Raw genomic sequence first — 24,635 nt, forward strand, 5'->3', positions numbered from 1 at the left:
CCAGAGGCTCGGGGTCATAAGTCAAATGTGCTCTGTGGCAAACAACGCCACGACGCACCTTCGTCTTATGCCTGTCGCCTCTAGGCAGGCGCCATCCGCTTTTGTTTACTATAAACCTGCCTCCAAGGGACAGGTCAACAAAATTCTCTTAGGAATAAAGAAGCTTATGTAAAGCCTTATCAATCGTAATAGTAGAACTATGCTGAACTACTTCAGAAAATAGTCCTTTTAACTTTTCAGCTGAAGCAGTCAATTTTTCAACTGTCATTTCATCCGGATAGGTTGAAAGGTATGCCTCTATAAACGATGGGTCCAACGTGTCATACGCTTTAAATTGGTGCAGCTTCTTGTTTTCGTTCATCGATTGTGCCAGTAGAATATAATCTCTCATAGTCTCAAGCATCTTCAGAGAATAAATGAGATTATCTCTTTTTAACTCTTTGTCCAAACTCAATGCACTGTAAACGAATTCAAACGCGATATCGACAATTACATCGTATTTGACTGGCTTATTTTGAAAGAATTCATTTTCAGCGTTCATCTTTTCGGATACGAATCCAGTTTTATCGACTATCACTTTCCACAAAGGCGATTTCACATTCAGTAATTCACTAGGAAGAATAGACACATTAAACTCAAGTGAATTTTCCATGAATGCGATCAGCAGATAAATATCCTTGCTAAACTGCTTTTCTTTAATATAGATAGGATTTAGCTCACTGAGAGTCCGATGAATATAACTTTTAGTGCTTTCAACGTCTTCAACTTTGGACGTAGAAACCATTAGATCAATATCGGAACATTTGTCGTTATATCCATTCACTCCTGAACCTAACTGAACAACTCCTTCAACTAAATTGGAGGACGTTAATCTCTCAACTACCTTTACAAAAAACTCATCTCTTTCTTCAGAACTATACATCTCTCCACTCCCCCATTCATCGTTTTATCCCAACCTTGCTGGATTACTACCTTTCGTCAAAAAGCTTAGTTTCGTTTCCGATAAAATAATTGCAGCAAGTATTAAAACCGCCCCGATCCCCATCTTAAGCGTAAGGATTTCACTCAACAGAATGACTGAAAAGACCATTCCCCATAATGATTCCGTCGAAAGTATGATTGCCGCTTTTGTTTCTGTAATGAATTTCTGTGAGACGGTTTGTAATAAAAATGCAATTGTCGTTGAAAATACACCTAAATAGAGTAGAGACGTCAAACCTTCCGGCTGCGTGCTGAACGTTGTCTCGCCTTTCAGCAATACGACGATGACTCCGATCACAGTCGCTGTCGCCATTTGGACAATCGTCAACGCAATCGGATCTTCCTTCTTCACGAATTGGGATGTGTAGAATATATGAAATGCAAAACCGATTGCACAGCTAAACGAAAGGAAATCGCCAATATTGAGTCCCGCTGACCATTGGAGTGACAGGACCGCCACGCCGAACATCGCGAGAAATGCTCCGATGAGTTCAAACACATCTAGTTTCCTTCTATAAATCGCCAGCCCTATGAAAGGTACGATAACTACATTCACCGCTGTCAAAAAAGCATTTTTGGACGGTGTTGTAAATTGGAGACCGACCGTTTGCAGCGCAAATGCTATATATAAGAAGACCCCTAAAACCGCTCCTTTTATCAATGCACTTTTTGAAATGAACTTCAATTTTCTATAAAAAACCGCACATAATAGAACGGCGCCGATTAGGAATCTACCCGCCAGAATTTGATAGGGCGTGTAGGAATCCAATGCAACTGCACTCCCGACAAACCCACTTCCCCAAATGATTGCTGTTAACAGCAATCCAATTTCACCATAATATTTCCGCATAGCATCCTCCGGTATCCAAGTAATCAAACAATTTATTTCATTATAACGCAACTGTCTTCATTCAAAGGCTCAATTTTTAAATTTCATTTATGTATTGTTTCATCGACTGAGGAAAACCTAATCACAAAACCGGTTAGGAGGTTTCCAATTGAGACGTTTATACTTCTTACTTCCATTTCTAATGATTTCAATGCTTATTCAACCTCTTACGTCTAAAGCGGAGCAGAACAATATTGACCAACAATCCATCCAAGATGCGCTACTGTCGACACTTCAACCGTATATTTCGGAAGGCATCATCCAATATTACGGATACGATAAATCGTATGGATTATATGACGCAAAAATAGTGAATATCCAGCGTGACGAAAAAGGTGGATTTTCCTTCACAGTTGAAGTTCAAGTGAATACATTCGAGACAGCGGAAAATCCACCATACGGCAAGGAGACGTTGCAGTTCGGGATTAGTCCGAAAGGTGTTAAACTGCTCGACTTTTCGCATGAAGGTGATGACGAGGAAAAGAAATTACATCAATTTTATAAGGAATCACTCATCGACATTAAAAAGTCATTCCATTTAAACTTACTTCCGTATGAGCGATATGATTATAACCAGTTGCGGTACAAGGCCGAAAAACAAAATGATTTCAATTCTCTCGCTCATATCGCTGAGGAAATTGTCATCAATATTCTTAGCACGGAAATCCAACCGCCTTACAAAAATGTGATCAACCCGGTAACTTTCGTTAAAGGCAATGAAGGTTTCATTCTATTCAAGACAGCCGATGGAACCAATTTTTATTACAAGGTCTTCAAGGAGAATGGCATTTGGAAAGTCATCGACCAGGACAGTGAAAAAGGGAAGAAGATGGAGTACGACTTGCTTTGGTATATGTAAAAAGAGGCAGCCTCGGCCGCCTCTTTCTCAAAATAACAATCAGTTTGTCGTTGCACTGTTCCAATGTGAAATGTCTTCTTCCAGTGGAATTTGTGCAGCTCTTGCCCGAACCGCAGCGAAGAAGAATAGCACGACGAGGAAGATCGAAATGACCGTTGCTCCGATATACGCCACATTCATCGGTAATCCGAAGCCGATCGTTGCATTTAAAATATACGTCGTCGTCGCCATTAGCATGAACGTCCCCGGGATGAGTGCCACCCAGTAGTTCTTCCGCGCGATGAACAGATACATCGCACCTACGAATAATGCGATAACGGCTGTCGATTGGTTCGCCCATGAGAAGTAACGCCATAGGATGTTAAAGTCGACTTGTGTCAACGCGATGGAGATGACAAACATCGGTACAGCAATCCAAAGACGGCTCACCATCTTCACTTGCGGTAACTTGAAGTAATCAGCAATGATCATACGCGCACTACGGAAAGCCGTGTCGCCGGAAGTGATCGGAAGGATAATGACACCTAGAATTGCTAGCGTTCCACCAACTGCACCCAACATCAATGTCGAAGCTTCGCTGACGATCAATGCAGGACCGCCTGCAGCCAACATCTCATTCAAGCCGCCATACCCGTTGAACAGCGCCATTCCTGCAGCTGCCCAAATCATCGCGATGATCGCTTCTGCAATCATCATGCCGTAGAAAATTTTGCGCCCTTGGCCTTCTTTTTGTGTCGTACGTGAAATGATCGGTGATTGTGTCGCGTGGAAGCCAGACAATGCACCACATGAAATCGTTAAGAATAATAGCGGGAAGACCGCCAATTTATCAGGGTGCATATTGGCAAAAGTCAACTCAGGAATGCTGACCCCTTTGACGACCATCATACCGCCAACCCCGACAGCACTGATAATCAAAAGCGCTCCGAAAATCGGATAGAAACGGCCGATGATCTTATCAATCGGCAAGAGTGTCGCAAGAATATAATAAGCAAAAATAAGTGCAACGATGATGCCCATCGCCATCCAACCATTCATTAAGTTGTACAGCAATCCTGCCGGTGCGGATACGAATACCGTTCCGACGAGAACCAATAATAGAATGGCAAAAGCATTTACAATATGTTTCATGAACTTCCCTAAAAACTTCCCTGCAAGCTCAGGTAAATGCGCTCCGCGGTTACGTATGGAGATCATTCCCGTTAAATAGTCATGAACAGCACCTGCAAAAATCGCCCCAATTACAATCCAAACAAAGGCAATCGGACCATAAAGAGCCCCCATGATCGGACCGAAAATCGGACCTACCCCCGCAATGTTCAACAGCTGAATCAACGAGTTTTTCTTTGTGCTCATCGGTACGTAGTCCACGCCGTCCCCGCTCGTATAAGCAGGTGTCGCACGATCTTCCTTCACCCCGAACATCTTCTCAATGAATTTGCCATACGTGAAATAGCCGACAATCAATAAGACGATACAAAACAAGAACGTAATCATTACATTTTCCCCTTTCCCCAAAGGCAATATTTCTTTCAGAACCTGAAAGCTTGAAACTAGTATACTTCATTTTGCTACATAATAAAATGTTATTTTCAGGTTATTCAGTAAGTCCCACAGTGTTCGGGGACCCAATTGGCATATGGTTTGGATTAAAAGGATTTTTTACGGTTGTGTTGAATAAGTTAATATATGTAATTTATTGAACAAGAGGGACGCTTTACTTTCAGTTTGGAGATGGGTGGTTTTTAAAGAATCTCAAATAGGCCGTTTAGGAGGGGTAACTATTCCTGAGAAGAGGTTTTTACCTTTATTTGTTTATATTCTTTTGCTAACAATACTTCTATTAACACTAAAGACTAACTTCAATTTGACTGGTTATAGTTATTACTTGGATGAAAAAACGATGATGTTAACGATTGAAGAGGGCTTCGGAAAAATAGAAACGTACAATGTGCAAGATTCTCCAATTCAAGCGATGAAAGTAATGATATCAATTAACAAAGCATATGACATGTGGGGAGTTACTATCTTAATATCCTCACTTTTCATCACAGGCTTTTTTTTATTATTTGTTAAACCTGGGATACCAAGAAAAATCGTGAAATTGTATCTCACAATATACTTTATATTCCTTACCGTCTTTATTATTTGGAGTATTTATATGCACAAAGAAGTTATCAAGGAAATATCAAACGCTCTAAATAATTTGTAAAGATAGAATGACCATTATTTCTCAAGATGGTATTCCTTACTTTTTAAGCTAACGAAAGCCTTTACGTAAAATTTATAGATCAGGGGGGATGGGTTTGAAAAGATTTATACCTTTGGTTATTGTGGCGTTATTTACACAACTACTTGCAATTATTATCTGGGGTGAATACGTTTGGTTAAGTAAAATTGCTGTGGGATTTTCGGTGGGAGGAACGCCATTAGGACATATCCAACCGGCTTTATGGATCGCTTTTGTTATTGAAATCATATTACTGGCTATTTATTTTAAGAAAAATGAGTGATTTTCTTTTATCTAACGGGTATTTAGTTAAATAAGCATAGTAAAATTTTTCGATAAAAAACGCTCAATTTGAGCGTTCTTGCTTGTTTATTATAGCTATTTCACTGTTGAAATACATGCTGATTAACCCGTTAATATGGCAGTTGTATGCTGTTCCCATCCTCTTTTCAAATGAACTTCCCGATGATTTCCTTCACCGTTCCCTCCGCTGTTTCATGGACGTTCTCCCCCGCCCAAAGCGACATGAACTCCGGTTTTCCGAGCTTTGCCGCTTCACTCCGGATTTTTTTCGTCAAATCGTTTTGGTATGGGTAAGGGGCGATAGGGACGCTTGCGGTCATGTCTATGAACTCGTTACGGATGCCCCTTGCCGATTTTCCGGAGAAAGCTTTTGTCAGCACTGTGCTATTGCCGCCAGCTGCCAAGACGGCTTCTTTATAGAGCGGATGCGCACCACTTTCTTCTGCTACTAGCAGTGCGGTACCAATTTGGACGGCTGCCGCTCCGCGGGAGAGTTGAAGTTCGAGATGCTCTTTGTTAGCGATTCCACCAGCCGCAATGATTGGAATGCCGACAGCCTCGGCGATCGAAGGCAATAATTCCGCTAGTGACACAAGCTCTTCCCCGATGAATGAACCACGATGTCCTCCGGCTTCACTGCCTTGTGCGACAACCGCATTCACCCCTGCATCTTCTACAGCAATTGCTTCTTCTTTCGTCGTCGCTGTCCCAATCAGCAATACCCCCGCATTCTTGAGTTTCTGAATCGTCAGTGGATCTGGAATCCCAAATGTAAATGAGCAGATCGGTACACGCTCTTCAATAATGACATCCACTTGCTCGTCAAAATCCGATTCCGACAATGGCGCCTTCCAAAACGGCATGCCGAGTCTCTTGCCGATTGGCTGCAGTCCTAAATACGCTTGTCGCAGAAGGTCTTGATTCATTTCGACATCTTCTGGAACGAACAGATTGACTGAAAACGGTTTATCTGTGAGCTTTTTGACCTCGCGAATGAAATCCCGCGTAGCTTCTCCGGATAAATACCCTGCACCTACTGAACCTAAAATACCCGCATTTGATGATGCCGCCACGAATTCCGGCGTCGTGACACCCGCCATTGGAGCTTGGATGATTGGATGTTGAATTCCTAACGTTTCTGTAAAGGTCATGATTCCACTCTCCTTCTCTCATACCGATGAAATAAATACATGATCACTAAGGGAATAACCGGGAAAAGCGCCACTAGTTTAAATGCATTGTTGGCACCGAGGAAATATAAGGCGATCGGTAAAGAAGTGAAAAAGCTAATAAGCAATGAAGTTTTAGACTTGGTAAACAGTCCAAAAAAGAACGTAAGAAACGAAATGATTAATGAAGCCTGCCATAGGACGACGATCAAGTTCATGCAATCCCTCCTAGTTTATGAGCTCCCACTTACTTCCCAACTGGCACATACCCCGTCTTCTCCACAATTTCTTGCCCTTCATCCGACAAGATCCACGCTATGAACGCATCGACATGCGGGTTGTCGCTTCCCGCCGTCACAGCATAAAATTCATTCGTTATTGGATATTCTCCTGACCTGATAGTATCGGTGTTCGGTTCGACACCATTCACGCTAAGCAGGCGAATTCTATTGTTTTTCACCATCTGTGTCGAGTAGTACCTGAATGTGTAGCCGATTGCGTTTTTATGATTTTTATAGTCGGACACTTCGCCGATGACCGTGCCCATGAGTGACATGACATCCTCTGTCGGCGGCTTCATAATTGGTGTGAGGCCCATGAAGTTTCGCAGCGCAGTTTGACTGCCACTATTTTCGGGTCGTTGAAATGCACGGATTTCATTGTCTTTTCCACCGACATCTTTCCAATTCGTAATCTTCCCTGAGTAAATCCCTTTAATTTCATTCTCGGTCAAGCTTTCCACCGAGTTCTTGGAATTGACGAAGAAAACGAATGCCTCCTTCCCGATCGGTGTCAGCTTCAGCTCCTTGCCCGCACTTTCCGCTTGGTTCAGCTGCGTTGTAGACGGTCCCAAAACGAAAATGATATCCACTTTTCCGTTAATCAAGTTCGTATAGGCAGCTTCAGTCCGATTCGACATCACTTCGCTGTCATAAGGTTGGTACTCTTTTTCAGGATAAACGGCTTGTGCGAATGACGCGTAAATTGGATAAAGCGCCGTCGCCCCATCGATAATCGGCAAGTCTTCCTCGATGTGCAAATTTGCAGGCTCATCTAAAAATACGGCCTTCGTTCTCTTTTCAAACGGTTGATATACAGCTAATTCAACTTGGCCATCGGTAATGACTGGACGTGTTTTGTCATAGACGGCCGGTATGGTGAACAGAAGCGATACAGCGATGAGAGCCGTTACTCCGATCCAGAAATGCTTTTTATAGTTGAACAGTTCAAAGCGCGCCATGACAAGCATTGCACCGAATGATATGTATGCCGCGATGACGAGCGGTACAAAAAAACCCTTATTTGAAATGTATAATAAAAACGCTGCGAAGCCCGCAAATGGAAATACTAATGCCCATATGAATAAAACTGACAATATGCCCCAAATCGTTTTCAACCTATTCCCTCCTCGCAATCTCTCTTTTGTTTAGTATACATTATTCCGAATATAAAAAAGGCGCTGAAATACACCTGAATAAACTTTCCGACAGAGGGTAAAAGATAATGAGAATGATTTGAGGAGGTTTTCTATTTGGCAGAGAACAAAGATGTGAATGTTACAAATGGCCAAGACGTGACACGTGAGACGTTGACAACGCGGCAGGGCCATCCTGTGACAGATAACCAAAATATCCGTACGATCGGCAATCGCGGGGCAGCTACGCTTGAGAATTATCATTTCATTGAAAAGATTTCACATTTCGACCGCGAAGAGATACCCGAGCGAGTGGTACATGCAAGGGGAACCGGAGCATTTGGATACTTTGAATCGTACGGTACAGTCGGTGACGAACCAGTAGAGAAGTACACGCGTGCGAAAGTATTCTCGGGTGCCGGGAAGAGAACGCCGCTGATGGTTCGCTTCTCCACAGTGGCAGGTGCGAAGGATTCGCCGGAAACGGCACGCGACCCAAGGGGCTTTGCGGTAAAAATGTACACGGAAGACGGCAACTGGGACTTAGTCGGAAACAACCTGAAAATCTTCTTTATCCGCGATGCGATGAAATTCCCTGATATGATTCATGCGTTTAAAGCTGATCCAGCGTCGAATGTGCCAAGTCCTCAGCGGATGTTCGATTTCGTTTCCCGTTCACCTGAAGCGACCCATATGATCACGTTCCTATTTTCCCCATGGGGCATACCAGCTACATACCGCCACATGCAGGGCTCTGGCGTCAACACTTACAAATGGGTGAATGATAAAGGCGAAGCTGTATTGGTGAAGTACCACTGGGAGCCGAAGCAAGGGATCCGCAACTTGACTCAAGAAGAGGCTAACGATATTCAAGCGAAGAACGTCGGCCATGCAACACAGGATTTATATGAGGCAATTGAGCGGGGAGATTATCCGGAGTGGGAGCTATTCGTGCAGATCATGGAAGATGATTACCATCCTGAACTCGATTTCGATCCGCTCGATGATACGAAGCTATGGCCGGAGGAGAAGTTTCCATGGCTGCCGGTAGGTAAGATGGTCCTTGATCGAAATCCTGAAGATTTCCACGCAGAGATTGAACAAGCGGCCTTTGGTACGGGGGTTCTCGTCGACGGGATGGATTTCTCGGATGATAAAATGCTGCAAGGACGGACTTTCTCATACTCAGATACGCAGCGCTATCGTATAGGCGCGAACTATCTGAAATTGCCTGTAAATGCACCAAAGGTTCCTGTCCGGACGAATCAGAAACGCGGTCAAATGGCTATCCATGACGCGAAAGAGTCTGGAGATTTGCATATCAACTATGAACCATCGATGCTCGGCGGCTATCAGGAAAAAAGCGAGGATATTCGTACACCGCATCAACCCATCTATAATGCAGCAGCAATGAGTGCACCAATCGATCGCCCGAACAATTATGGTCAAGCCGGCCACACATATCGCAGCTTTGAAGATTGGGAGCGCGATGAATTGATTAAGAACCTATCCGAAGCGCTGGCGATCTGTGACAAACGAATTCAAGACGCCATGATCGATCACTTCACGCAAGCCGATGAAGACTATGGCAAACGCGTGAAGGAAGGTATAGAAAGGGTAATGAAAGAAATCCAAGAAATGAAAACGGACAATAAGATTCCGGGCCGTGAATCTGGCCTATCGAAATATGGCCAAGGGACAGTAGCTGCGAACGAGGCAACAGATGATGCTGTGAAGGAAAGCCATAAAGCTGATCCATATTAAAATGAAAGAGGGACGAGCCTGATGTAGGCTGCGTCCCTTTATTGCGATTCATTCCAAAATATCGCTGACCCTGCCGACTTGTCCGTCCTCGAGCCGTACTTTAATGCCATGCGGATGGAAGCTCGAGTTTGTCAATAAATCCTTGACGACCCCTTCCGTCTTCACGCCTGTGCGTTGGTCCTTTTTCAGGATGACTGCGACCTTACTTCCTGGCTTCACATCACTTCGATTACGTCCGTCCATTAGTTCGCTTCCTCTCTCTTTTGAAAAATGCTTTGTACAACATGGGCCGTTCCAGTGTGAAGCTGTCCTTCGTCGCGGTTCACTTCACCTACGTGGAAATGTTTAATGAAATAGCCATCGAACTTTTCCAAGATGTCCGCCGGATCCGCAAGCATCGCCTCATCACGTGGTCCACCTGTGCCGTATCGGAGTTGCTCTTTCGTATATAACTCACTCACATAAAAGCCGCCGACTTTCAGCGCCTTTTGAATGCCAGTCATCGTTTTTTCCATGACATCCTTTGGAAAATGACCGAAAATGTGAACGATTGCATCCCACTGCTCCTCTTCCCAATCCACTTGCGCCAAGTCGCGAAGCTCCGTCTTCACGGCAACCCCTTTTTCATTCGCCAATTGCTGTGTCTTATCGAGCCCGGCCTGCGCATAGTCCCATGCAGTCACATCAAATCCGAGGGATGCCAAGTAGACGGCATTGCGCCCCTCCCCTTCCGCGATGCAAAGCACTTTTCCTTTTGGCAGCACGTGAGCAGCTTCCACGACAAACTGATTCGGCTCTTTTCCGTATATGTACTCTTTTGTAGAAAATCGCTCATGCCAAAAATTTGTCATTAGCTATCCGTTCCTTTCATGACGATTTCCCTAAGTTTATCACAACCTGTCCTCGGCATGGCCATCCGTACACCGAGCAGATAGGTTATCACCGACTTAAGCGGGTTTACCACCGATTCTCCTCAATTAACTTCATTTACACAAAAAAACTCACACAAAATTCCTGGAAATGAAATTTCCTTGCGAGTAGACCCGTTATACTTAATGAAACACTAATCGACATGCGCATGTCTGTTTGAATGATTTATTATGATTTAGTTCAGATTCGTTACCGATTTTCAGAGTTTGCGTCTAAGTAAATAACAAGTGAGGTGAACGATTTGTCCAGTGAAGCGTGGTTTGATGAACATTATGATGCCGTTTACAGTTACATCCTCATGCTCGTGAAAGATTCCCATACAGCCGAGGACTTGTCCCAGGAGACGTTTATGAAGGTAGTTCGGAATGCACATCAATTCAAGGGGGACTCCCACGTCAAAACTTGGATTTTCCGTATCGCCTACACGACGACGATAAGTTATTTCAGAAAGAAGAATCCCATTACGCTTTATTTTGATTTATATGCTCACAGCGCCAAGCACGAACGATCGCCGGAAGAAATTGTCCTTCTTAATTCACAGCAAAAGCAATTTTACGAAGCGCTTAACCAGCTGAAGCCAAGTTACCAGCAAGTGATCATACTGCGGAAGATCCAAGACTTTTCGACAAAAGATACGTCAGCGATCCTTAAGTGGTCAGAAGGAAAAGTGAAGATGAGTTTGTCGAGGGCGCTTGTCGCGTTCAAAAAGGAATTAGAGAAAGGTGGTTTTACGAATGAAACGCTTAACCGATGATGATATAGCGCAGGAGCTGGTAAAGCTTGGTCATGCGTTTAAACCTTCTTCCATACAGAAGGAGAATATACGGCGGAGTATCTTTGCATCAGCCCGCCCTAAGAAAGTGTTTCGTAATACATTGCTCCCTACCTTTATCTCCCTTATCGTTCTACTATCGGTCGGTGTCGGATTGTTTGTCATCATTGGCGAATCGGAATTAACGACAGGAGTAATCACCGATAACATAACACCGGAGCGTTTGGAAGCTGCTCCACAAAATGAACAGACATTTTTGATTGAATGGGGATCCGATTCAATGGATAGGGGAAATCACGATTTCTATACCCTTGAGCACGGGCAGCTTGTCGTTTCAACTGATTTCGATGAGTTGCAGCGGGGGCAAGCTGTTTATTATCATATGCCACCTTCCGTCATTGCCAAGAATTCGGCAGTTCCTGAAATGTATATCGGAAGAGTCGTCGGATTACCCGGTGAAACGGTAGAAATTAAAGGCGGTCAAGTGTATATTGACGGAAAGAGACTTGATACGTTCTATGGCAAAGCAACAATGCACGGCTTAAGCGAGGAGGAGTATTTCAATACGGTTGCGAGCAGTCGAATTGTAGATGAACAATCGATAAGGGAATACTTCAATATGGACATGGCAGCCGTAACTGTGGAGGAAAATACAGTGTTCATTCTCGTTGATCAATGGTGGCGTGGATACGATAGCCGCGAGTATGGTCCTTTGCCGATCGGAGAGATTGAAGGGATCATTATCGGGACTGCTGAGTAATAAGATAGTTTATTGAACAAATAAAAATACAGAGCAGAATGGCTGAAGTGCCCTATCTGCTCTGTTTTTATTAACCAACTTTTCTATCCAACCAACTGTCCCTCGTCAATTTCATATTATTCGAATCAATCCATTCGCCTTCAAATTCCAGATCATTTTCATCAACACTCTCTACTACAAAGCCAAGCTTTTCATACACATGCTTTGCCCTGGGATTGAAATTAAAAACACTTAAGGTAAGTTCGTTAATTGTCGTGGTTTGAAATATGTAACTAATGATAAGCTGAGTGGCCTCCGTTCCTAATCCCCGATTCCTTCCCCTCGGACCAATTAGAATCCTGAAATTCATACTATGATTCTTCTCATCGTATAGATTTACCACTGCCTCACCAACAAAGATGCCCTGAGATGAGTCAACAATCGCCAAATCCAAGCGATCCACTTGTTCATTCCTAGTTTGGTACCAATTTCGAGTAAAATCCCAGTCAATTTCATTTGTGCTTCCTGTCAGTTTAAGTACTTCGGGGTCCTGTAAACATTCCTCTATGAAAGGGAAGTCCTCTTCCTTATAAGGTCTGAGGATAACTTTCTCCCCTTCTATAAGAGGTTTATGCCGTAGATCTATCATTTTATTCACACTCCTAACTGTCCTCACTTTAAGATCTTTTTTAACTCCAGTAAGTCGTCAATTATGATATCCGCCTGTGCAAGTTCGTCTTCCTTTGCGAAATCGAAGTTGCAACCAATAGCGAGTAAACCGTTATCTTTCGCTGCGTTTATATCCGATAATCGATCACCTACTACCGCTCCGTTTGTAATGCCATACTTTTGTACAATACTCCGGACTAAGTGCGATTTGTTCATAGAGTCAATTTGCTCGATACTAAAGGTCTCTGTCACCCATCGATCCAATCGATAATAGCTCACTATGGCTTCGAGGTAACCAATTAACCCATTACTTGCTATGTAGATTGAGCATTGGTTCTTTTTCAAGTAACTGAAGAGTTCCTTGACACCGGGGTATAAAGCTCCGTTTCCATCTCTTATATTTTCAAGTAATCTTTCAAGAAAATATCCATCCGTTAGTTCTCTATCTTCCTTAGAATGAGTGGGCATCAATGTTTCCCAAACTACCGGCAAAGGAACACCCATAATCTCACGGTACTTCTCAATCGGTGTGGCGCCGTTCCAATTATCCATTGACCGTAAGTGTTCAAAGGTCTCATTAAGGGCTAATTCCAGGATTCTATCTGTTTGAAAAAGTGTGCCATCCATATCGAATATAAAAGACTGTATCATATCCACTCTCCCATACAATGTATAGTTTGGTTGGCCGAAGAGATCACTGTGCCTTCCATTCTACAGTCGATGTTATCGCTTCATTTTCAACCTCTAAAATGTATTCCTTCAATACGTGTTCCCGTCCACCGTGCTTTGCATACCAGTCCTTCACACGCCCTACATGAGCATGATCATTTCTTATCTTGGTTTCGATCTCAACATAATCTTCATAGCTGTCATATTCCCATATAGCAAAGATCTCGACAGTATTGTCCTCATTTTCCTTCATCCAACGGCCAATTAATCGAGAACCGTGTTTAAGCTGGTTAGGCAAGTTGGTGTTACTGAAATGTTGATTAAAGATCCCTACAAATTCTTTTTTCACAGTATAAAATTTTCTCCGATAAAACATAGTATCCCCCCTCTTACTGAAAAGAAGATAACAGACAATCAGCACCCTGTTATCTTCCTCCAAATACATTTTTATCAGTTCCGATACATGACATCTCCTGCAACTACCGTCATAACGACAGCAGCATCTAGGATTTCCTCTTCATTCAACTCAAACAAGTCCTTATCCAAGACCGTGAAGTCTGCATCAAATCCAATACCTAGTTTCCCACGCGAATCCGCCTTCCCAATCGTCGCCGCACTGCCTGATGTGAATAAACCGACCGCTTCAAACATGCTTAGCTTTTCTTTCGGTAAATACCCTTCGTGGGTCTCTTCCGGTTTTCTCCGTGTGACCGCCGCGTAAATGCCTAGCAACGGATCGACCTCTTCAATCGGCGCATCCGATCCAGCTCCGCAAATGAACCCTTCGTCAATCAATCGCTTCCATGCATAAGCCCAGTCCAAGCGCTCTTCCCCTAGACGCTCCATCACCCATGGGAAATCGGATGAGACGAAAACTGGCTGTATGTCCAAGACGATCGGAAGCTTCTTCATCCGCTCCACCAAGTCGTCACGTAGCACATTTACATGGATGAGACGGTCGCGCTTCCCTTCCGGCACAGGATGGCGCTCGATTGCGTCCAATCCTTTTTCAACAGCTCCATCGCCAATCATATGCATTGCAACGGCCTGACCGTATTTCCGGGCGGTCGCTACATGCTCGTGGATCTCCTCATCGGTCAACACAGCTGTGCCGAAAGTGGACGGGTCATTCGCATATGGTTCACTCAGTAAAGCTGTGCTTCCGCCTAGCGAGCCGTCGATGAAGAATTTCATTTCCCCTGGGTCAATCCACGGTTCGTTGTACTCGGCATTTTCCTCCATCAATTGAGTAAACACCGGCGAACGGCGCAACAGATGCGCACGGAACTTTTTCTTTTCTCCGATGACATTCCTAAATGCCTGTAATGGATTGTGGTAATCACCGTAATAGCCCAAGTCGTCCGTTACCGCACCGGTCAATCCTAATGTTAATAGATCATCGACCGATTTCTCTAGCGCCTTTGTCAACATTTCCTCCGTCGGCTGCGGAATGAGCTGCAATACGCGATCCATCGGTCCTTCCTTCAATACTCCTGTCGGTTCCCCGTTTTCATCCCGCTCAATGACGCCATCATCCGGATCCGGCGTATCTCTCGTAATGCCGGCGAGCTCCAACGCTTTTGAATTGAGAATTGCCGCGTGCCTGCACGTCCGTTTCAAATACATTGGAGAATTCGTCACCTTGTCCAGTTCGTGGCGCGTGAAAATCTTTTTATCCGCGAAATTGTTTTCATTCCATCCTTCGCCAATGAACCACTCATCCTCTTTCAAATCTGGATAGGCATTCAAGAGCATATCCATCATTTCATCCGAAGACTTCGCCTTGGATAAATCTAAACTGAGCAATTTCTGCCCGTGCCCGATCATATGCATATGGTTGTCAATGAATCCTGGATAGAGCACCGCCCCTTTTAGGTCGATTTCATTATCGGCTTCATTCCTTAATTCGTCATAGGTTCCCACTGCTATGATCTTTCCGTTTTCCGTGAGAAGCGCCTCGACGGTTTCCCCTTCCCTGTCCATCGTATACATCTTGCCGTTATGCCAAATCGTTTTCATACGTCTCCCCCTTTTCTTTCCTTAATTCTAAACTTTCGTGCAACGTTGGGCAATCTAATTCGGATGAATGTTATAATGGGGGTATCATTTATAGGAGGGATCTTTAATGAGATTGACAGTATATCTTGCAGGGGAAATCCATACATCTTGGCGTGAAGAGGTGAAACGGAAAGTCGCGGCATTGAATTTGCCGATTGATTTCGTTGGTCCGATGGAAGACCACGATCGCTCGGATAATATCGGGGAGGAGATTTTAGGCAAGCAGCCGGATGCAATTTTCAAGGATGCTGCCGCTTCCAGCTTCAACAACTTGCGGACTGAACTTCTAATGAAGAAAGCTGACCTTGTCATTGCCCTTTTCGGCGAGCAGTACAAGCAATGGAACACAGCGATGGACGCGAGTGCCGCAGTTGCATACGGCAAGCCGCTTATCCTCATCCGCTCCGAGCAGCATCACCATCCTCTGAAGGAGCTTTCCCGTAAAGCGCATGCTACAGTCGAGACAGTGGACCAAGCCGTGAAGGCATTGCATTATATTTTTGAATGAATGAAAGGCTATCCCTCTGAGGATGGCCTTTTTATGTTGGAAACTATTGTCGATTACCACCGACAACGGCGGGTTTATCACCGAATCTCAGCACTTTACCACCGATTCTCGACACTTTATCACGGATTCGGCAAATTCCAACCCATTTACGTACAGTTTCTAGATGCTCCGCATTACTTCCTCTTAACAAAACCTTAACAACACCTTCATACTTCCTCAATAATCCTCCCGTAGACTAAACGTAAGCCTCAAACCAACTAGGAGGATTTTAAATGACATTACTTCTTGATCGTATAAAAGAAAAACCATTATCTGTCGTACGAAACGAAAGCTGGCATAAACCGATTTATGAAACGAACGGGCTGAATCTCTGGTACGGCACGTCGCATGCACTGAAGAACATCGATCTCTCCATCAATGAACGCGAAGTGACCGCCATCATCGGTCCATCGGGATGTGGGAAATCGACGTTCCTCAAAACATTGAACCGTATGGTGGAAACAGCAACCGATGTCTCCATCTCAGGCAATGTCACTTTCAAAGGGAATAATATTTTAGGTAAGGCAATGCCTGTGGAAATCCTTCGTTCCAAAGTTGGCATGGTGTTCCAAAAGCCGAACCCCTTCCCGAAATCAATCTACGAAAACATTGCTTTTGGACCAAGAGTGCACGGCATCCGCAACAAGGCGATGCTCGACATGATTGTAGAAGAAAGCTTGAAGAAAGCCGCCTTATGGGATGAAGTGAAAGATCGACTCCATAAAAGCGCGTACAGCCTTTCCGGCGGACAGCAACAACGGCTATGTATCGCACGCTGCCTTGCCATCGATCCCGAAGTGATCTTGATGGATGAACCTACGTCCGCCCTGGATCCTGTATCGACTCATAAGATAGAGGAATTGATTAGCTCCATTAAAAACGATGTGACGATTGCCATCGTAACGCATAACATGCAGCAAGCCGCACGTATTTCCGATCGTACTGCATTTTTCCTGAATGGCGAAGTGATCGAAGAAGATCGGACGACTACCATCTTCAACAACCCTTCAGATACATTGACAGACGACTATATTAACGGCCGTTTCGGCTGAACCATGAACCCGCTTCCTATGAGAGCGGGTTTTATTTTTTTATTAAAAATAATTTACAATACCTTTACATATTAACAACACCTACTTAACAATGGACCATTAAGATGTAGTTGTGAAGGAGATTCCTTCATCTAATATAGAACTTAAACCAGGGGAGGATTTATCAATGAAGTTCAACAAGTATCTTTTATTCATGACCATCGCTGCTTTTGCAGTTGTTCTCGCAGCATGTGGAAAAGACGGCGACTCCGGGGAATCGGATAAAAACAAAGCATCCGCACAAGGAGCAGAGCTGAAAGGCAGTGTCGCCATTGACGGTTCCGGAACAGTGTACCCGCTTATGGCCCGACTTGCTGAGGAGTATATGGTGAACGAACAAGAGAACGTTTCCGTTGAAGTGAGTCGCGCTGGAACAAGCGCGGGGTTCAAAAAATTCCTCGTTGAAAACGGTACAGACTTCAATGATGCTTCCCGCCAAATCAAGGATGAAGAAGCAGCAGAAGCCGATAAGCTCGGCATTGAAGTGAAAGAATTGAAGGTTGCTTTGGACGGCCTTACATTCGTCATCAATAAAGAAAATGATTGGGCTACAGAAATGACGCCTGAAGAACTGGTCAGCATCTTCCTTGCTGATAGCACTGTCGAGAAATGGTCCGACATCAATCCTGATTGGCCGGATGAAAAGATCAATGCAATGGGACCGAATGAAAACCACGGAACTTATGAATTTTTCTATGAAAGCATTTTAGATAAGCAAGATATGGATAACTCAGTCAACTTGCAGCAAGAATACTCAACGCTTGTGAACCTTGTTTCTGAAGATAAGAACGGAATCGCGTTCTTCGGATTCGGCTACTATGTCAATAACCAAGACAAGATGAATGCCGTTGCTGTCGACTTCGGAAATGGTCCTGTCGAGCCGGCGTTAGATACGATTTCTGAGGATGGCGCTTATACGGACTTCACTCGCCCGGTCTTCACATACTTGAATGTGAATCACGCAAAAGAAAAGCCGCAAGTTAAAGATTTTGCACTCTACGTCATGAACAATATTACTAAATTCGCAGGTGAAACAGGCTTTGCACCGATTCCGGAATCTGAAGTGAAAGAAAACGTCAGCTACCTGGAAGGCCTGTAATCAGCAATCAAAGCGTTGGAGTCTAGACGAGGATAAGGATGGGGGCTGTTAAAGCCTTCATCCTCTTGCATCTTACTGGAAGGGGTATCTGTTAATGATAAATCATGAACTACCACAGGCTGATAAAATGAATATCCGTGACATGATCGACCAAAATCAGCGCGGCAATTCGATCAGAAGAAGGATTGAACGGCTGATTCCCATCTTCCTCACATTGATTGCCTCATTATCTGTCTTGACGACAATCGGCATCATTTGGACACTGTTATTTGAAACAGTGGAGTTCTTCAAACGGGTGCCTTTCCTCGATTTCTTTTCAGGCACCGTCTTGAAGCCGTTGAGCCAGAATCCTGAGTTCGGGGTGCTTCCATTATTGATGGGCACCGTTACTTCCTCTTTGATTGCAATGGCAGTAGCTGCGCCAATTGGGCTGATGGCAGCCATTTACTTGAGCGAATACGCGTCCCCGAAATTGCGGAGAGTTGTCAAGCCGATTCTTGAACTGCTCGCCGGCGTACCGACAATCGTTTATGGATTTTTCGCTTTCACTTTCGTCACGCCGCTTTTACGTGAATTCATTCCGAGTCTCCAGGCGACGAATATTCTTAGCCCCGGCTTAGTCATGGGTGTCATGATCATCCCGATGATTGCGTCCCTATCCGAAGACGCAATGAGTTCTGTTCCGAATGCGATGCGTGAAGGCGCTTATGGATTAGGAGCGACAAAACTTGAGGTTACGCGCAAAGTTGTCATTCCCGCGGCCCTATCCGGCATCATCGCCTCGTTTGTACTTGGGATTTCCCGTGCCATCGGGGAAACGATGATTGTGACGATTGCAAGCGGCAGCACGAAAAATTTTACTTTTGACCTTACACAATCGATGCAGACAATGACCGCTTACATCGTCGAAGTGACGGGCGGAGACGCCGCTGCCGGATCGACAGTCTATTACAGCTTGTATGCAGTTGCGATGACCCTTTTCGTTTTAACACTCTTGATGAACCTTATCGCAAGGGCCGTTTCCAAAAAGTTCAGGGAGGAATATTAAGATGAATCAACTGAGTGAAAAACAACATATACGGCGGATGAAGCGTCGTTTATTCCTGAACCGGTTCTCGAAGTCCATCTTTATGCTGTCCGCATTCTTCGGACTTTTCTTCCTAGCAGTTTTGCTCGTCAAAGTCGTTTCGGAAGGCATCGGTTCAGTCAACTTCGATTTCTTGACCGGTAAATTATCAACGCAGCCTGAACGTGCTGGCATCATGGGAGCGATCCTCGGAACGTTTTGGCTCATGCTCGTTGTCGCTCCCGTTACAATGTTTGTAGGCGTCTGCACGGCGATTTACTTAGAGATGTATGCAAAAAAAGGCCGCCTAGTCAGCTTCATTCAAACGAATATATCCAATTTGGCAGGTGTCCCTTCCATCGTGTATGGAATCCTTGGTTTAACTGTTTTTGTACGGGTGCTAGATCTTGGAAACATCGTCCTTGCTGGCGGGTTGACGATGTCCCTATTGATTTTACCGATTGTCATCGTTGCAAGTCAGGAAGCAATTCGCTCCATCCCTTTCTTTTTAAGTGAAGCTGCATACGGGCTAGGCGCGACGAAATGGCAAACGATTCAGCGAATCATCCTGCCCGCAGCACTTCCCGGAATTTTGACAGGAGCCATTCTTTCCTTATCCCGGGCAATCGGCGAAACCGCGCCGCTCGTCGTCATCGGTATCCCTGCATTGCTGATCCCATTCCCAGGTAGCATCATGGACCGCTTCACAGTGTTGCCGATGCAGATTTATTACTGGACGTTGGATGCTTCGCTAGTCGCGGAATATGCCAATTTGGCCGCCGCCACAATCATCGTTCTGCTAGTGGCACTGTTCGTTTTGAACTCCACAGCGATCATCATCCGGAATAAATTCCATCGTGTATTTTAAATTTGTATTTCCATCGCATCCGGTTATGGGTGCGATTTTTTTGTTCGTGACCGCGTGAAGCAGCATCATGACCGTCTGTTAACAGCGCAAAACAAAAAAGGATGAAAGGAAATCGTAGCGATTTCCTTTCACCCTTAATAGCCAATTCATTGATTATTCTTCTATACCCATTTCCTCACGAACTACATCCGCAATGCGGTTGACAAAGCGTTCGCATGTATCGTGATCCGGTGACTCGACCATTACGCGGACGAGCGGTTCAGTTCCAGATGGGCGGACGAGGACTCTGCCGTTGCCAGCCATTTCCTCTTCAACTTCCTTGATCACCGCAGCGACTTTTACATTTTCAGTAACTTTGTTTTTATCCGTCACTCGGACGTTGACAAGTTCCTGCGGGTAGATTGTCATCTCGCTTGCAAGGTCTGATAGCTTCCGACCAGTTCGCTTCATGATGTTGACAAGTTGTAAGGCCGTCAATAGACCGTCCCCTGTCGTATTGTAATCGAGGAAGATGATATGGCCGGATTGCTCCCCGCCAAGATTGTAATTCCCTTTTCTCATCTCTTCGACGACGTATCGGTCACCGACGGCTGTTTTGACGCTCATCATGCCGTGCCGCTCCAATGCTTTATAGAAGCCGAGGTTGCTCATGATCGTTGAAACGATCGTGTCGGACTTCAAGCGGCCTTTCGATTGGAGGTGGCGGCCGATGATGAACATGATTTGGTCACCATCAATGACCCGGCCAAGTTCGTCAACTGCAATGAGGCGGTCTCCATCCCCGTCAAAAGCAAGTCCGATGTCTGCACCTTTATCGACCACGAGCTGGCTGAGTCCTTCAGGATGTGTCGACCCGACTCCTTCATTAATGTTAAGGCCGTTTGGAGATGCGCCTATCGTCGTCAAGTCCGCATCAAGGTCGGCAAAGACATGCGTCGCTAATGAAGAAGTCGCGCCATGTGCACAATCAAGTGCAACATGAAGGTTGGTGAATTCCTCATCGACTGTCTGCTTCAAGTATTGGATATACTTATGGCCGCCTTCAAAGTAATCCGTAACAGTGCCGACATCAGCACCTACCGGACGAGGCAGGCTATCTGTCTCTTCATGTAAAAGGGATTCGATTTCCTCTTCCTGCTCATCTGTCAATTTGAAACCATCAGCACCGAAAAACTTGATGCCATTATCTCCAAATGGGTTGTGGGATGCTGAGATCATAACACCCGCCTGGGCATTCATGACGCGCGTCAAATAGGCAACACCAGGTGTGCTGATGATACCAAGCCTCATCACTTCGACTCCCATTGATAATAGACCTGCAATCAAAGCGTTTTCCAGCATATGGCCGGATATGCGGGTATCCCGTCCAACAAGCACTTGGGATGTCTCCTGGGAAGCTTTTGTTAATACATGTCCGCCAATCCTGCCAAGTTTAAATGCAAGCTCCGGCGTTAATTCTTTATTCGCAATCCCACGGACGCCATCCGTTCCGAAATACTTTGTCATAATCCATACTCCCTTTCAATGCTCTTAATCAGCTTCTTCATTATGCAAGCCTAATTTCCAATGTCACTTCATCGTGAGAAATCTTCCATGCAATATTATCCGGCCCTACTACAGTCAACGGATATGTATGCTCCCCTTCCTGATCGGTCACGGAAGCATCGACGCTAATATCGAAATCCGAAGTGTCAAGTGAATTTATGACATCCTCTTTGGCAGTTACCGTCACATCGACAACTCCATTTGTAGGTTTCAAAAAGGTACTGCTATATTTCTCATCCAGACCCTTCACTGCGACCGGGATGTTTTTAAATTCCTTTGTTACGTCCTTCACCACATCAGTCGTTGGTTCCATCGATACATCAGGCGGAGGATCCTCTCCATCCACGACGGTTACGCCGATGTTCACTTTGATCTTCTCCTCCGAGAGCTTGGAAACTCCCTTTGGCTTTGGAAGGTTCAATTCTACAGTTCCTGATTGCTTCACTTTCGAGATATCCACATCCACTCGGAGGTCGTTAATGGACTCGAGAGTTTTCTGAGAGCCGAACAGAGTTACCGTTTTCGTATCTGTGAATACAGAGTCGATGACGATGTTCTCGCCAGGCTCGCCCTTTTGTCTCAGGGTAACAGGAACCTCTTTACTATTTTCTTTCACTTCTACTTTGACCGTCACTTCTTCGGGCACAATCGTGACATCCAATTTATTCAGATCCCGGTCGAGCACCCGGACACGTGCTTTCTGTTCAAATGATTTATTAATGCCCGTATCTCCGGTTGCCGAAACCTTCACAAAGCTGATTGATTCCACAACGCTTTTCGCGCCAGTCACTTGAATGGTGGAAGGTTCGACTTCCTTCTTCACTGCATTATAACCTTCCGCAAGCAGCCGCTCATTAAATTCAGGCTCGACTGGGAATGTTTTTGATACTTTCTCTTCGATGACAACGGCCACAGTCGCCGGATCCAATCTCACATCCAGCTTATCCGATAGATTTTCAGCTTGTATCTTGACCGTATGTCTTCCCATCGGCAGCTCCCGCAAGTCGACCTTCAATGTGAAATCCTTCAACAGTTTTGTCGACTGGACGAGACTTGCAGGCCCGTCTATTGCCATATTGACCGTCTTAGGGACTCCGGTTACGACGGAATTTTCATTATCAAAAAGCACTTCAACAGGCACATCGTGAAGGATACCCTGTGAATCACCGATCGTGGAGCTCGTCTTTTTTTCATTCTCCGACTGGACGGAAAAGAAAAGGATTATGGCGAGTGCCAATGCTGTGAAACGGAGAAACCATGGGCGATCCATTAACTTATCAACCATTTTTTTGTTTCCCCCATTTCCAGAATGGAGTAGAAGACGTTTCGGTTTCCGCCCCAAACCATACTTGACGCAGCTGCTTCTCAAACTCTTCCATCGATAAATTCCGATTGATATCCCCGTTAGCGGTAATACTGACGGCCCCTGTCTCTTCGGATACGATTACGGTAATGGCATCGGTCACTTCACTTATGCCGAGTGCCGCTCGGTGACGGGTTCCGAGTTCCTTTGAAATGAAGGGATTTTCCGAGAGCGGCAAATAGCAACCCGCAGCCGCAATCCTATTCTTTTGCAAGATGACGGCTCCATCATGTAACGGTGTGTTAGGAATGAAGATATTGATAAGCAGTTCAGATGTGACAATTGAATTCAATGGAGTACCGGTTTCTATATACTCGCTAAGACCTGTCTCCCTTTCAATCGAAATGAGTGCTCCAATCCGCCGCTTCGCCATATAGCTCACCGACTTATTGAATGCCTCAATCATGCGGTCGCGTTCTTCTTCCTCCTGCATTGCGGACCTTGCAAACAAGCGTCCTCGTCCAAGCTGTTCCAACGCACGGCGTATTTCGGGTTGAAAAAGGATAATAATGGCAAGGAAACCGAACATCAACACTTGATCCAACATCCACTTCAATGTATCAAGTCCAAAGTATTCAGTAAGAATTCGGGCTAATAAAATGACGAAAATTCCTTTTAACAGTTGTACAGCTTTCGTGCCTTTTATGATGGTGATTAATTTATAGAAAACAAACCATACGAGAAGCACATCCACTATATTTTTAAGTATTTCAACCGGACTTGAGTTTGTTATCATTTCCCAACCTGGCATGCGCTTCCCTCACCTTCATCGCAAATTCTATACCTCAGTATATCATACAGCCTAGTTTCAATGCTCTTGAAAACAAATTAGGACTGGTTACTAATGGGAACGTTTTCAGCCGAGGTTTGTTTCCTTCCAAGGAAAACTTTCCGCGAGCGGCAGCATTTATTGTGCGATTTAAAAAACGACCGCGCTCCCCGTTGCCGGGAAGGCAGTCGCTGAAGTGCTATTCTTCCTGTTGCTCGCCATCCGAAGACGGGAAAATATCCTTCACGGTAGACTTGATTTTATACCATAGCCAGTCGAAGGCCTGATCAATTTCTTCACTCTTCCCTGTAACGACTGCTGTCGAAGCCATATATTTGGATCCATGGATAACTGTCACATTCCCATCCACTTCCCCTTCAATCCGGAGATTTCCATTTTTAACGACAATATCGCCTTTCACGACTTCGCCGGCGGGAACTATTACCGTTTCCCCTTCGACGATAAGATTCGGCTGTTTCGTGAAGGAGAACTGCTGATTGTTGCTATAGCTAGAAAAGAGCGTAGCGCTCATTAGTAGTAAAAATAGTGCGGCCGCAGCCACGAGCGGGTGCCTGCGTAATAGGCGCTGAAAGCCTGCTTGCGATTTCTCTTTTGGGAGACGTTCCATGACGCCTGAGACAAATCCTTCCGGTGCTTGAATTGGAGCTGTGTCCTTCAGGAATAAAGCCGACATTTTCAGTTCATCCATCATTTCCCTGCAAAGATCACATTCAACCAAATGCTTATGCAGCACCTGCTCTTCTTCATGGCTAATGTCTCCGTCTAAATACGCGTGCATTAAATGGATCACTGGTTCCTGACACGTATTCATACTTTATTC

At 44.9% G+C, this 24,635-nt stretch carries 27 protein-coding genes; 10 read left to right on the top strand and 17 right to left on the bottom strand.

Annotated elements, in window-relative coordinates; all coding sequences use genetic code 11:
* Positions 1 to 148: 148 nt before the first annotated feature.
* Both M3152_RS12135 and M3152_RS12140 read right to left on the bottom strand, forming a co-directional pair.
* Entirely contained in the window at positions 149 to 922 is a 774-nt protein-coding gene (locus M3152_RS12135; RefSeq protein ID WP_251695465.1) for an aminoglycoside 6-adenylyltransferase, read from the bottom strand.
* A 24-nt stretch (positions 923 to 946) separates the two neighbouring features.
* Positions 947 to 1,831: a DMT family transporter gene (locus M3152_RS12140; RefSeq protein ID WP_251695466.1), complete on the bottom strand. Its 885-nt coding sequence runs from the start codon at positions 1,829 to 1,831 to the stop codon at positions 947 to 949.
* 148 nt (positions 1,832 to 1,979) lie between these two features.
* On the opposite strand from M3152_RS12140, the gene M3152_RS12145 reads away from it, so the two are divergent.
* Positions 1,980 to 2,729, top strand: coding sequence for a DUF3888 domain-containing protein (locus M3152_RS12145; RefSeq protein ID WP_251695467.1), 750 nt, complete (start codon positions 1,980 to 1,982; stop codon positions 2,727 to 2,729).
* Between the two features lie 39 nt (positions 2,730 to 2,768).
* Here M3152_RS12145 and M3152_RS12150 read toward each other — a convergent pair whose 3' ends face one another.
* Complete coding sequence (locus M3152_RS12150) at positions 2,769 to 4,226, bottom strand: carbon starvation CstA family protein (protein WP_251695468.1); 1,458 nt, start codon at positions 4,224 to 4,226, stop codon at positions 2,769 to 2,771.
* Positions 4,227 to 5,035: 809 nt separating this feature from the next.
* On the opposite strand from M3152_RS12150, the gene M3152_RS12155 reads away from it, so the two are divergent.
* The gene (locus M3152_RS12155; RefSeq protein WP_251695469.1) at positions 5,036 to 5,242 is read left to right on the top strand and encodes a hypothetical protein; all 207 of its coding nucleotides are present in this window, start codon (positions 5,036 to 5,038) and stop codon (positions 5,240 to 5,242) included.
* Between the two features lie 166 nt (positions 5,243 to 5,408).
* On the opposite strand, the gene M3152_RS12160 is transcribed toward M3152_RS12155, so the two are convergent.
* The 3 genes from M3152_RS12160 to M3152_RS12170 are packed head-to-tail and all read right to left on the bottom strand — an operon-like array spanning position 5,409 to position 7,827.
* Complete coding sequence (locus M3152_RS12160) at positions 5,409 to 6,413, bottom strand: NAD(P)H-dependent flavin oxidoreductase (RefSeq protein WP_251695470.1); 1,005 nt, start codon at positions 6,411 to 6,413, stop codon at positions 5,409 to 5,411.
* Complete coding sequence (locus M3152_RS12165; RefSeq protein ID WP_251695471.1) at positions 6,410 to 6,649, bottom strand: hypothetical protein; 240 nt, start codon at positions 6,647 to 6,649, stop codon at positions 6,410 to 6,412. Before M3152_RS12165 ends, M3152_RS12160 begins: the two co-directional genes overlap by 4 nt.
* A gap of 29 nt (positions 6,650 to 6,678) precedes the next feature.
* Entirely contained in the window at positions 6,679 to 7,827 is a 1,149-nt protein-coding gene (locus tag M3152_RS12170) for a PstS family phosphate ABC transporter substrate-binding protein (RefSeq protein WP_251695472.1), read from the bottom strand.
* Between the two features lie 135 nt (positions 7,828 to 7,962).
* On the opposite strand from M3152_RS12170, the gene M3152_RS12175 reads away from it, so the two are divergent.
* Positions 7,963 to 9,609, top strand: coding sequence for a catalase (locus M3152_RS12175; protein ID WP_251695473.1), 1,647 nt, complete (start codon positions 7,963 to 7,965; stop codon positions 9,607 to 9,609).
* Positions 9,610 to 9,657: 48 nt separating this feature from the next.
* Here the strand turns inward: M3152_RS12175 and M3152_RS12180 are convergent, their stop codons facing one another.
* Both M3152_RS12180 and M3152_RS12185 read right to left on the bottom strand, forming a co-directional pair.
* Positions 9,658 to 9,852 (bottom strand): YwbE family protein, encoded by a 195-nt coding sequence (locus M3152_RS12180; protein ID WP_251695474.1) that lies wholly within the window; start codon positions 9,850 to 9,852, stop codon positions 9,658 to 9,660.
* Positions 9,852 to 10,460, bottom strand: coding sequence for a class I SAM-dependent methyltransferase (locus M3152_RS12185; RefSeq protein ID WP_251695475.1), 609 nt, complete (start codon positions 10,458 to 10,460; stop codon positions 9,852 to 9,854). Before M3152_RS12185 ends, M3152_RS12180 begins: the two co-directional genes overlap by 1 nt.
* Positions 10,461 to 10,780: 320 nt before the next feature.
* On the opposite strand from M3152_RS12185, the gene M3152_RS12190 reads away from it, so the two are divergent.
* Positions 10,781 to 11,293: an RNA polymerase sigma factor gene (locus tag M3152_RS12190; RefSeq protein WP_251695476.1), complete on the top strand. Its 513-nt coding sequence runs from the start codon at positions 10,781 to 10,783 to the stop codon at positions 11,291 to 11,293.
* Positions 11,274 to 12,071: a signal peptidase I gene (gene lepB / locus M3152_RS12195; protein WP_251695477.1), complete on the top strand. Its 798-nt coding sequence runs from the start codon at positions 11,274 to 11,276 to the stop codon at positions 12,069 to 12,071. Before M3152_RS12190 ends, lepB begins: the two co-directional genes overlap by 20 nt.
* A gap of 70 nt (positions 12,072 to 12,141) precedes the next feature.
* Here the strand turns inward: lepB and M3152_RS12200 are convergent, their stop codons facing one another.
* The 4 genes from M3152_RS12200 to M3152_RS12215 form a co-directional block, all read right to left on the bottom strand.
* Positions 12,142 to 12,699: a GNAT family N-acetyltransferase gene (locus M3152_RS12200; protein ID WP_251695478.1), complete on the bottom strand. Its 558-nt coding sequence runs from the start codon at positions 12,697 to 12,699 to the stop codon at positions 12,142 to 12,144.
* 23 nt (positions 12,700 to 12,722) lie between these two features.
* Positions 12,723 to 13,370: an HAD hydrolase-like protein gene (locus M3152_RS12205; protein WP_251695479.1), complete on the bottom strand. Its 648-nt coding sequence runs from the start codon at positions 13,368 to 13,370 to the stop codon at positions 12,723 to 12,725.
* Between the two features lie 43 nt (positions 13,371 to 13,413).
* Positions 13,414 to 13,764 (bottom strand): NIPSNAP family protein, encoded by a 351-nt coding sequence (locus tag M3152_RS12210; RefSeq protein ID WP_251695480.1) that lies wholly within the window; start codon positions 13,762 to 13,764, stop codon positions 13,414 to 13,416.
* A 74-nt stretch (positions 13,765 to 13,838) separates the two neighbouring features.
* Positions 13,839 to 15,407, bottom strand: coding sequence for an amidohydrolase (locus M3152_RS12215; RefSeq protein WP_251695481.1), 1,569 nt, complete (start codon positions 15,405 to 15,407; stop codon positions 13,839 to 13,841).
* 106 nt (positions 15,408 to 15,513) lie between these two features.
* Between M3152_RS12215 and M3152_RS12220 the strand changes: the two genes are divergently transcribed.
* Positions 15,514 to 15,954 (top strand): YtoQ family protein, encoded by a 441-nt coding sequence (locus tag M3152_RS12220; RefSeq protein WP_060205541.1) that lies wholly within the window; start codon positions 15,514 to 15,516, stop codon positions 15,952 to 15,954.
* Between the two features lie 43 nt (positions 15,955 to 15,997).
* Here the strand turns inward: M3152_RS12220 and M3152_RS12225 are convergent, their stop codons facing one another.
* The gene (locus tag M3152_RS12225) at positions 15,998 to 16,174 is read right to left on the bottom strand and encodes a hypothetical protein (protein WP_251695482.1); all 177 of its coding nucleotides are present in this window, start codon (positions 16,172 to 16,174) and stop codon (positions 15,998 to 16,000) included.
* 52 nt (positions 16,175 to 16,226) lie between these two features.
* Between M3152_RS12225 and pstB the strand changes: the two genes are divergently transcribed.
* The 4 genes from pstB (at position 16,227) to pstA (ending at position 20,117) form a co-directional block, all read left to right on the top strand.
* Positions 16,227 to 17,045 (top strand): phosphate ABC transporter ATP-binding protein PstB, encoded by an 819-nt coding sequence (pstB, locus tag M3152_RS12230; protein WP_251695483.1) that lies wholly within the window; start codon positions 16,227 to 16,229, stop codon positions 17,043 to 17,045.
* A gap of 166 nt (positions 17,046 to 17,211) precedes the next feature.
* On the top strand, positions 17,212 to 18,183 hold the full coding sequence (locus M3152_RS12235) for a PstS family phosphate ABC transporter substrate-binding protein (protein ID WP_251695484.1): 972 nt from the start codon (positions 17,212 to 17,214) through the stop codon (positions 18,181 to 18,183).
* A gap of 127 nt (positions 18,184 to 18,310) precedes the next feature.
* A complete protein-coding gene (pstC, locus tag M3152_RS12240; RefSeq protein WP_435371947.1) occupies positions 18,311 to 19,231 on the top strand; it encodes a phosphate ABC transporter permease subunit PstC in 921 nt (306 codons plus the stop codon).
* Position 19,232: 1 nt separating this feature from the next.
* Complete coding sequence (gene pstA / locus M3152_RS12245) at positions 19,233 to 20,117, top strand: phosphate ABC transporter permease PstA (protein WP_251695486.1); 885 nt, start codon at positions 19,233 to 19,235, stop codon at positions 20,115 to 20,117.
* Between the two features lie 153 nt (positions 20,118 to 20,270).
* Here pstA and glmM read toward each other — a convergent pair whose 3' ends face one another.
* The 4 genes from glmM to M3152_RS12265 form a co-directional block, all read right to left on the bottom strand.
* Entirely contained in the window at positions 20,271 to 21,623 is a 1,353-nt protein-coding gene (glmM, locus tag M3152_RS12250; protein ID WP_251695487.1) for a phosphoglucosamine mutase, read from the bottom strand.
* A 40-nt stretch (positions 21,624 to 21,663) separates the two neighbouring features.
* Positions 21,664 to 22,947, bottom strand: a complete 1,284-nt coding sequence (locus M3152_RS12255) for a CdaR family protein (RefSeq protein ID WP_251695488.1) — start codon at positions 22,945 to 22,947, stop codon at positions 21,664 to 21,666.
* Positions 22,940 to 23,776, bottom strand: a complete 837-nt coding sequence (cdaA, locus tag M3152_RS12260) for a diadenylate cyclase CdaA (protein WP_251695489.1) — start codon at positions 23,774 to 23,776, stop codon at positions 22,940 to 22,942. Before cdaA ends, M3152_RS12255 begins: the two co-directional genes overlap by 8 nt.
* Positions 23,777 to 23,993: 217 nt before the next feature.
* Positions 23,994 to 24,626, bottom strand: coding sequence for a zf-HC2 domain-containing protein (locus M3152_RS12265; protein WP_251695490.1), 633 nt, complete (start codon positions 24,624 to 24,626; stop codon positions 23,994 to 23,996).
* Positions 24,627 to 24,635: the final 9 nt, after the last annotated feature.

The organism is Sporosarcina luteola (genome assembly GCF_023715245.1).
Lineage (GTDB): Bacteria > Bacillota > Bacilli > Bacillales_A > Planococcaceae > Sporosarcina > Sporosarcina luteola_C.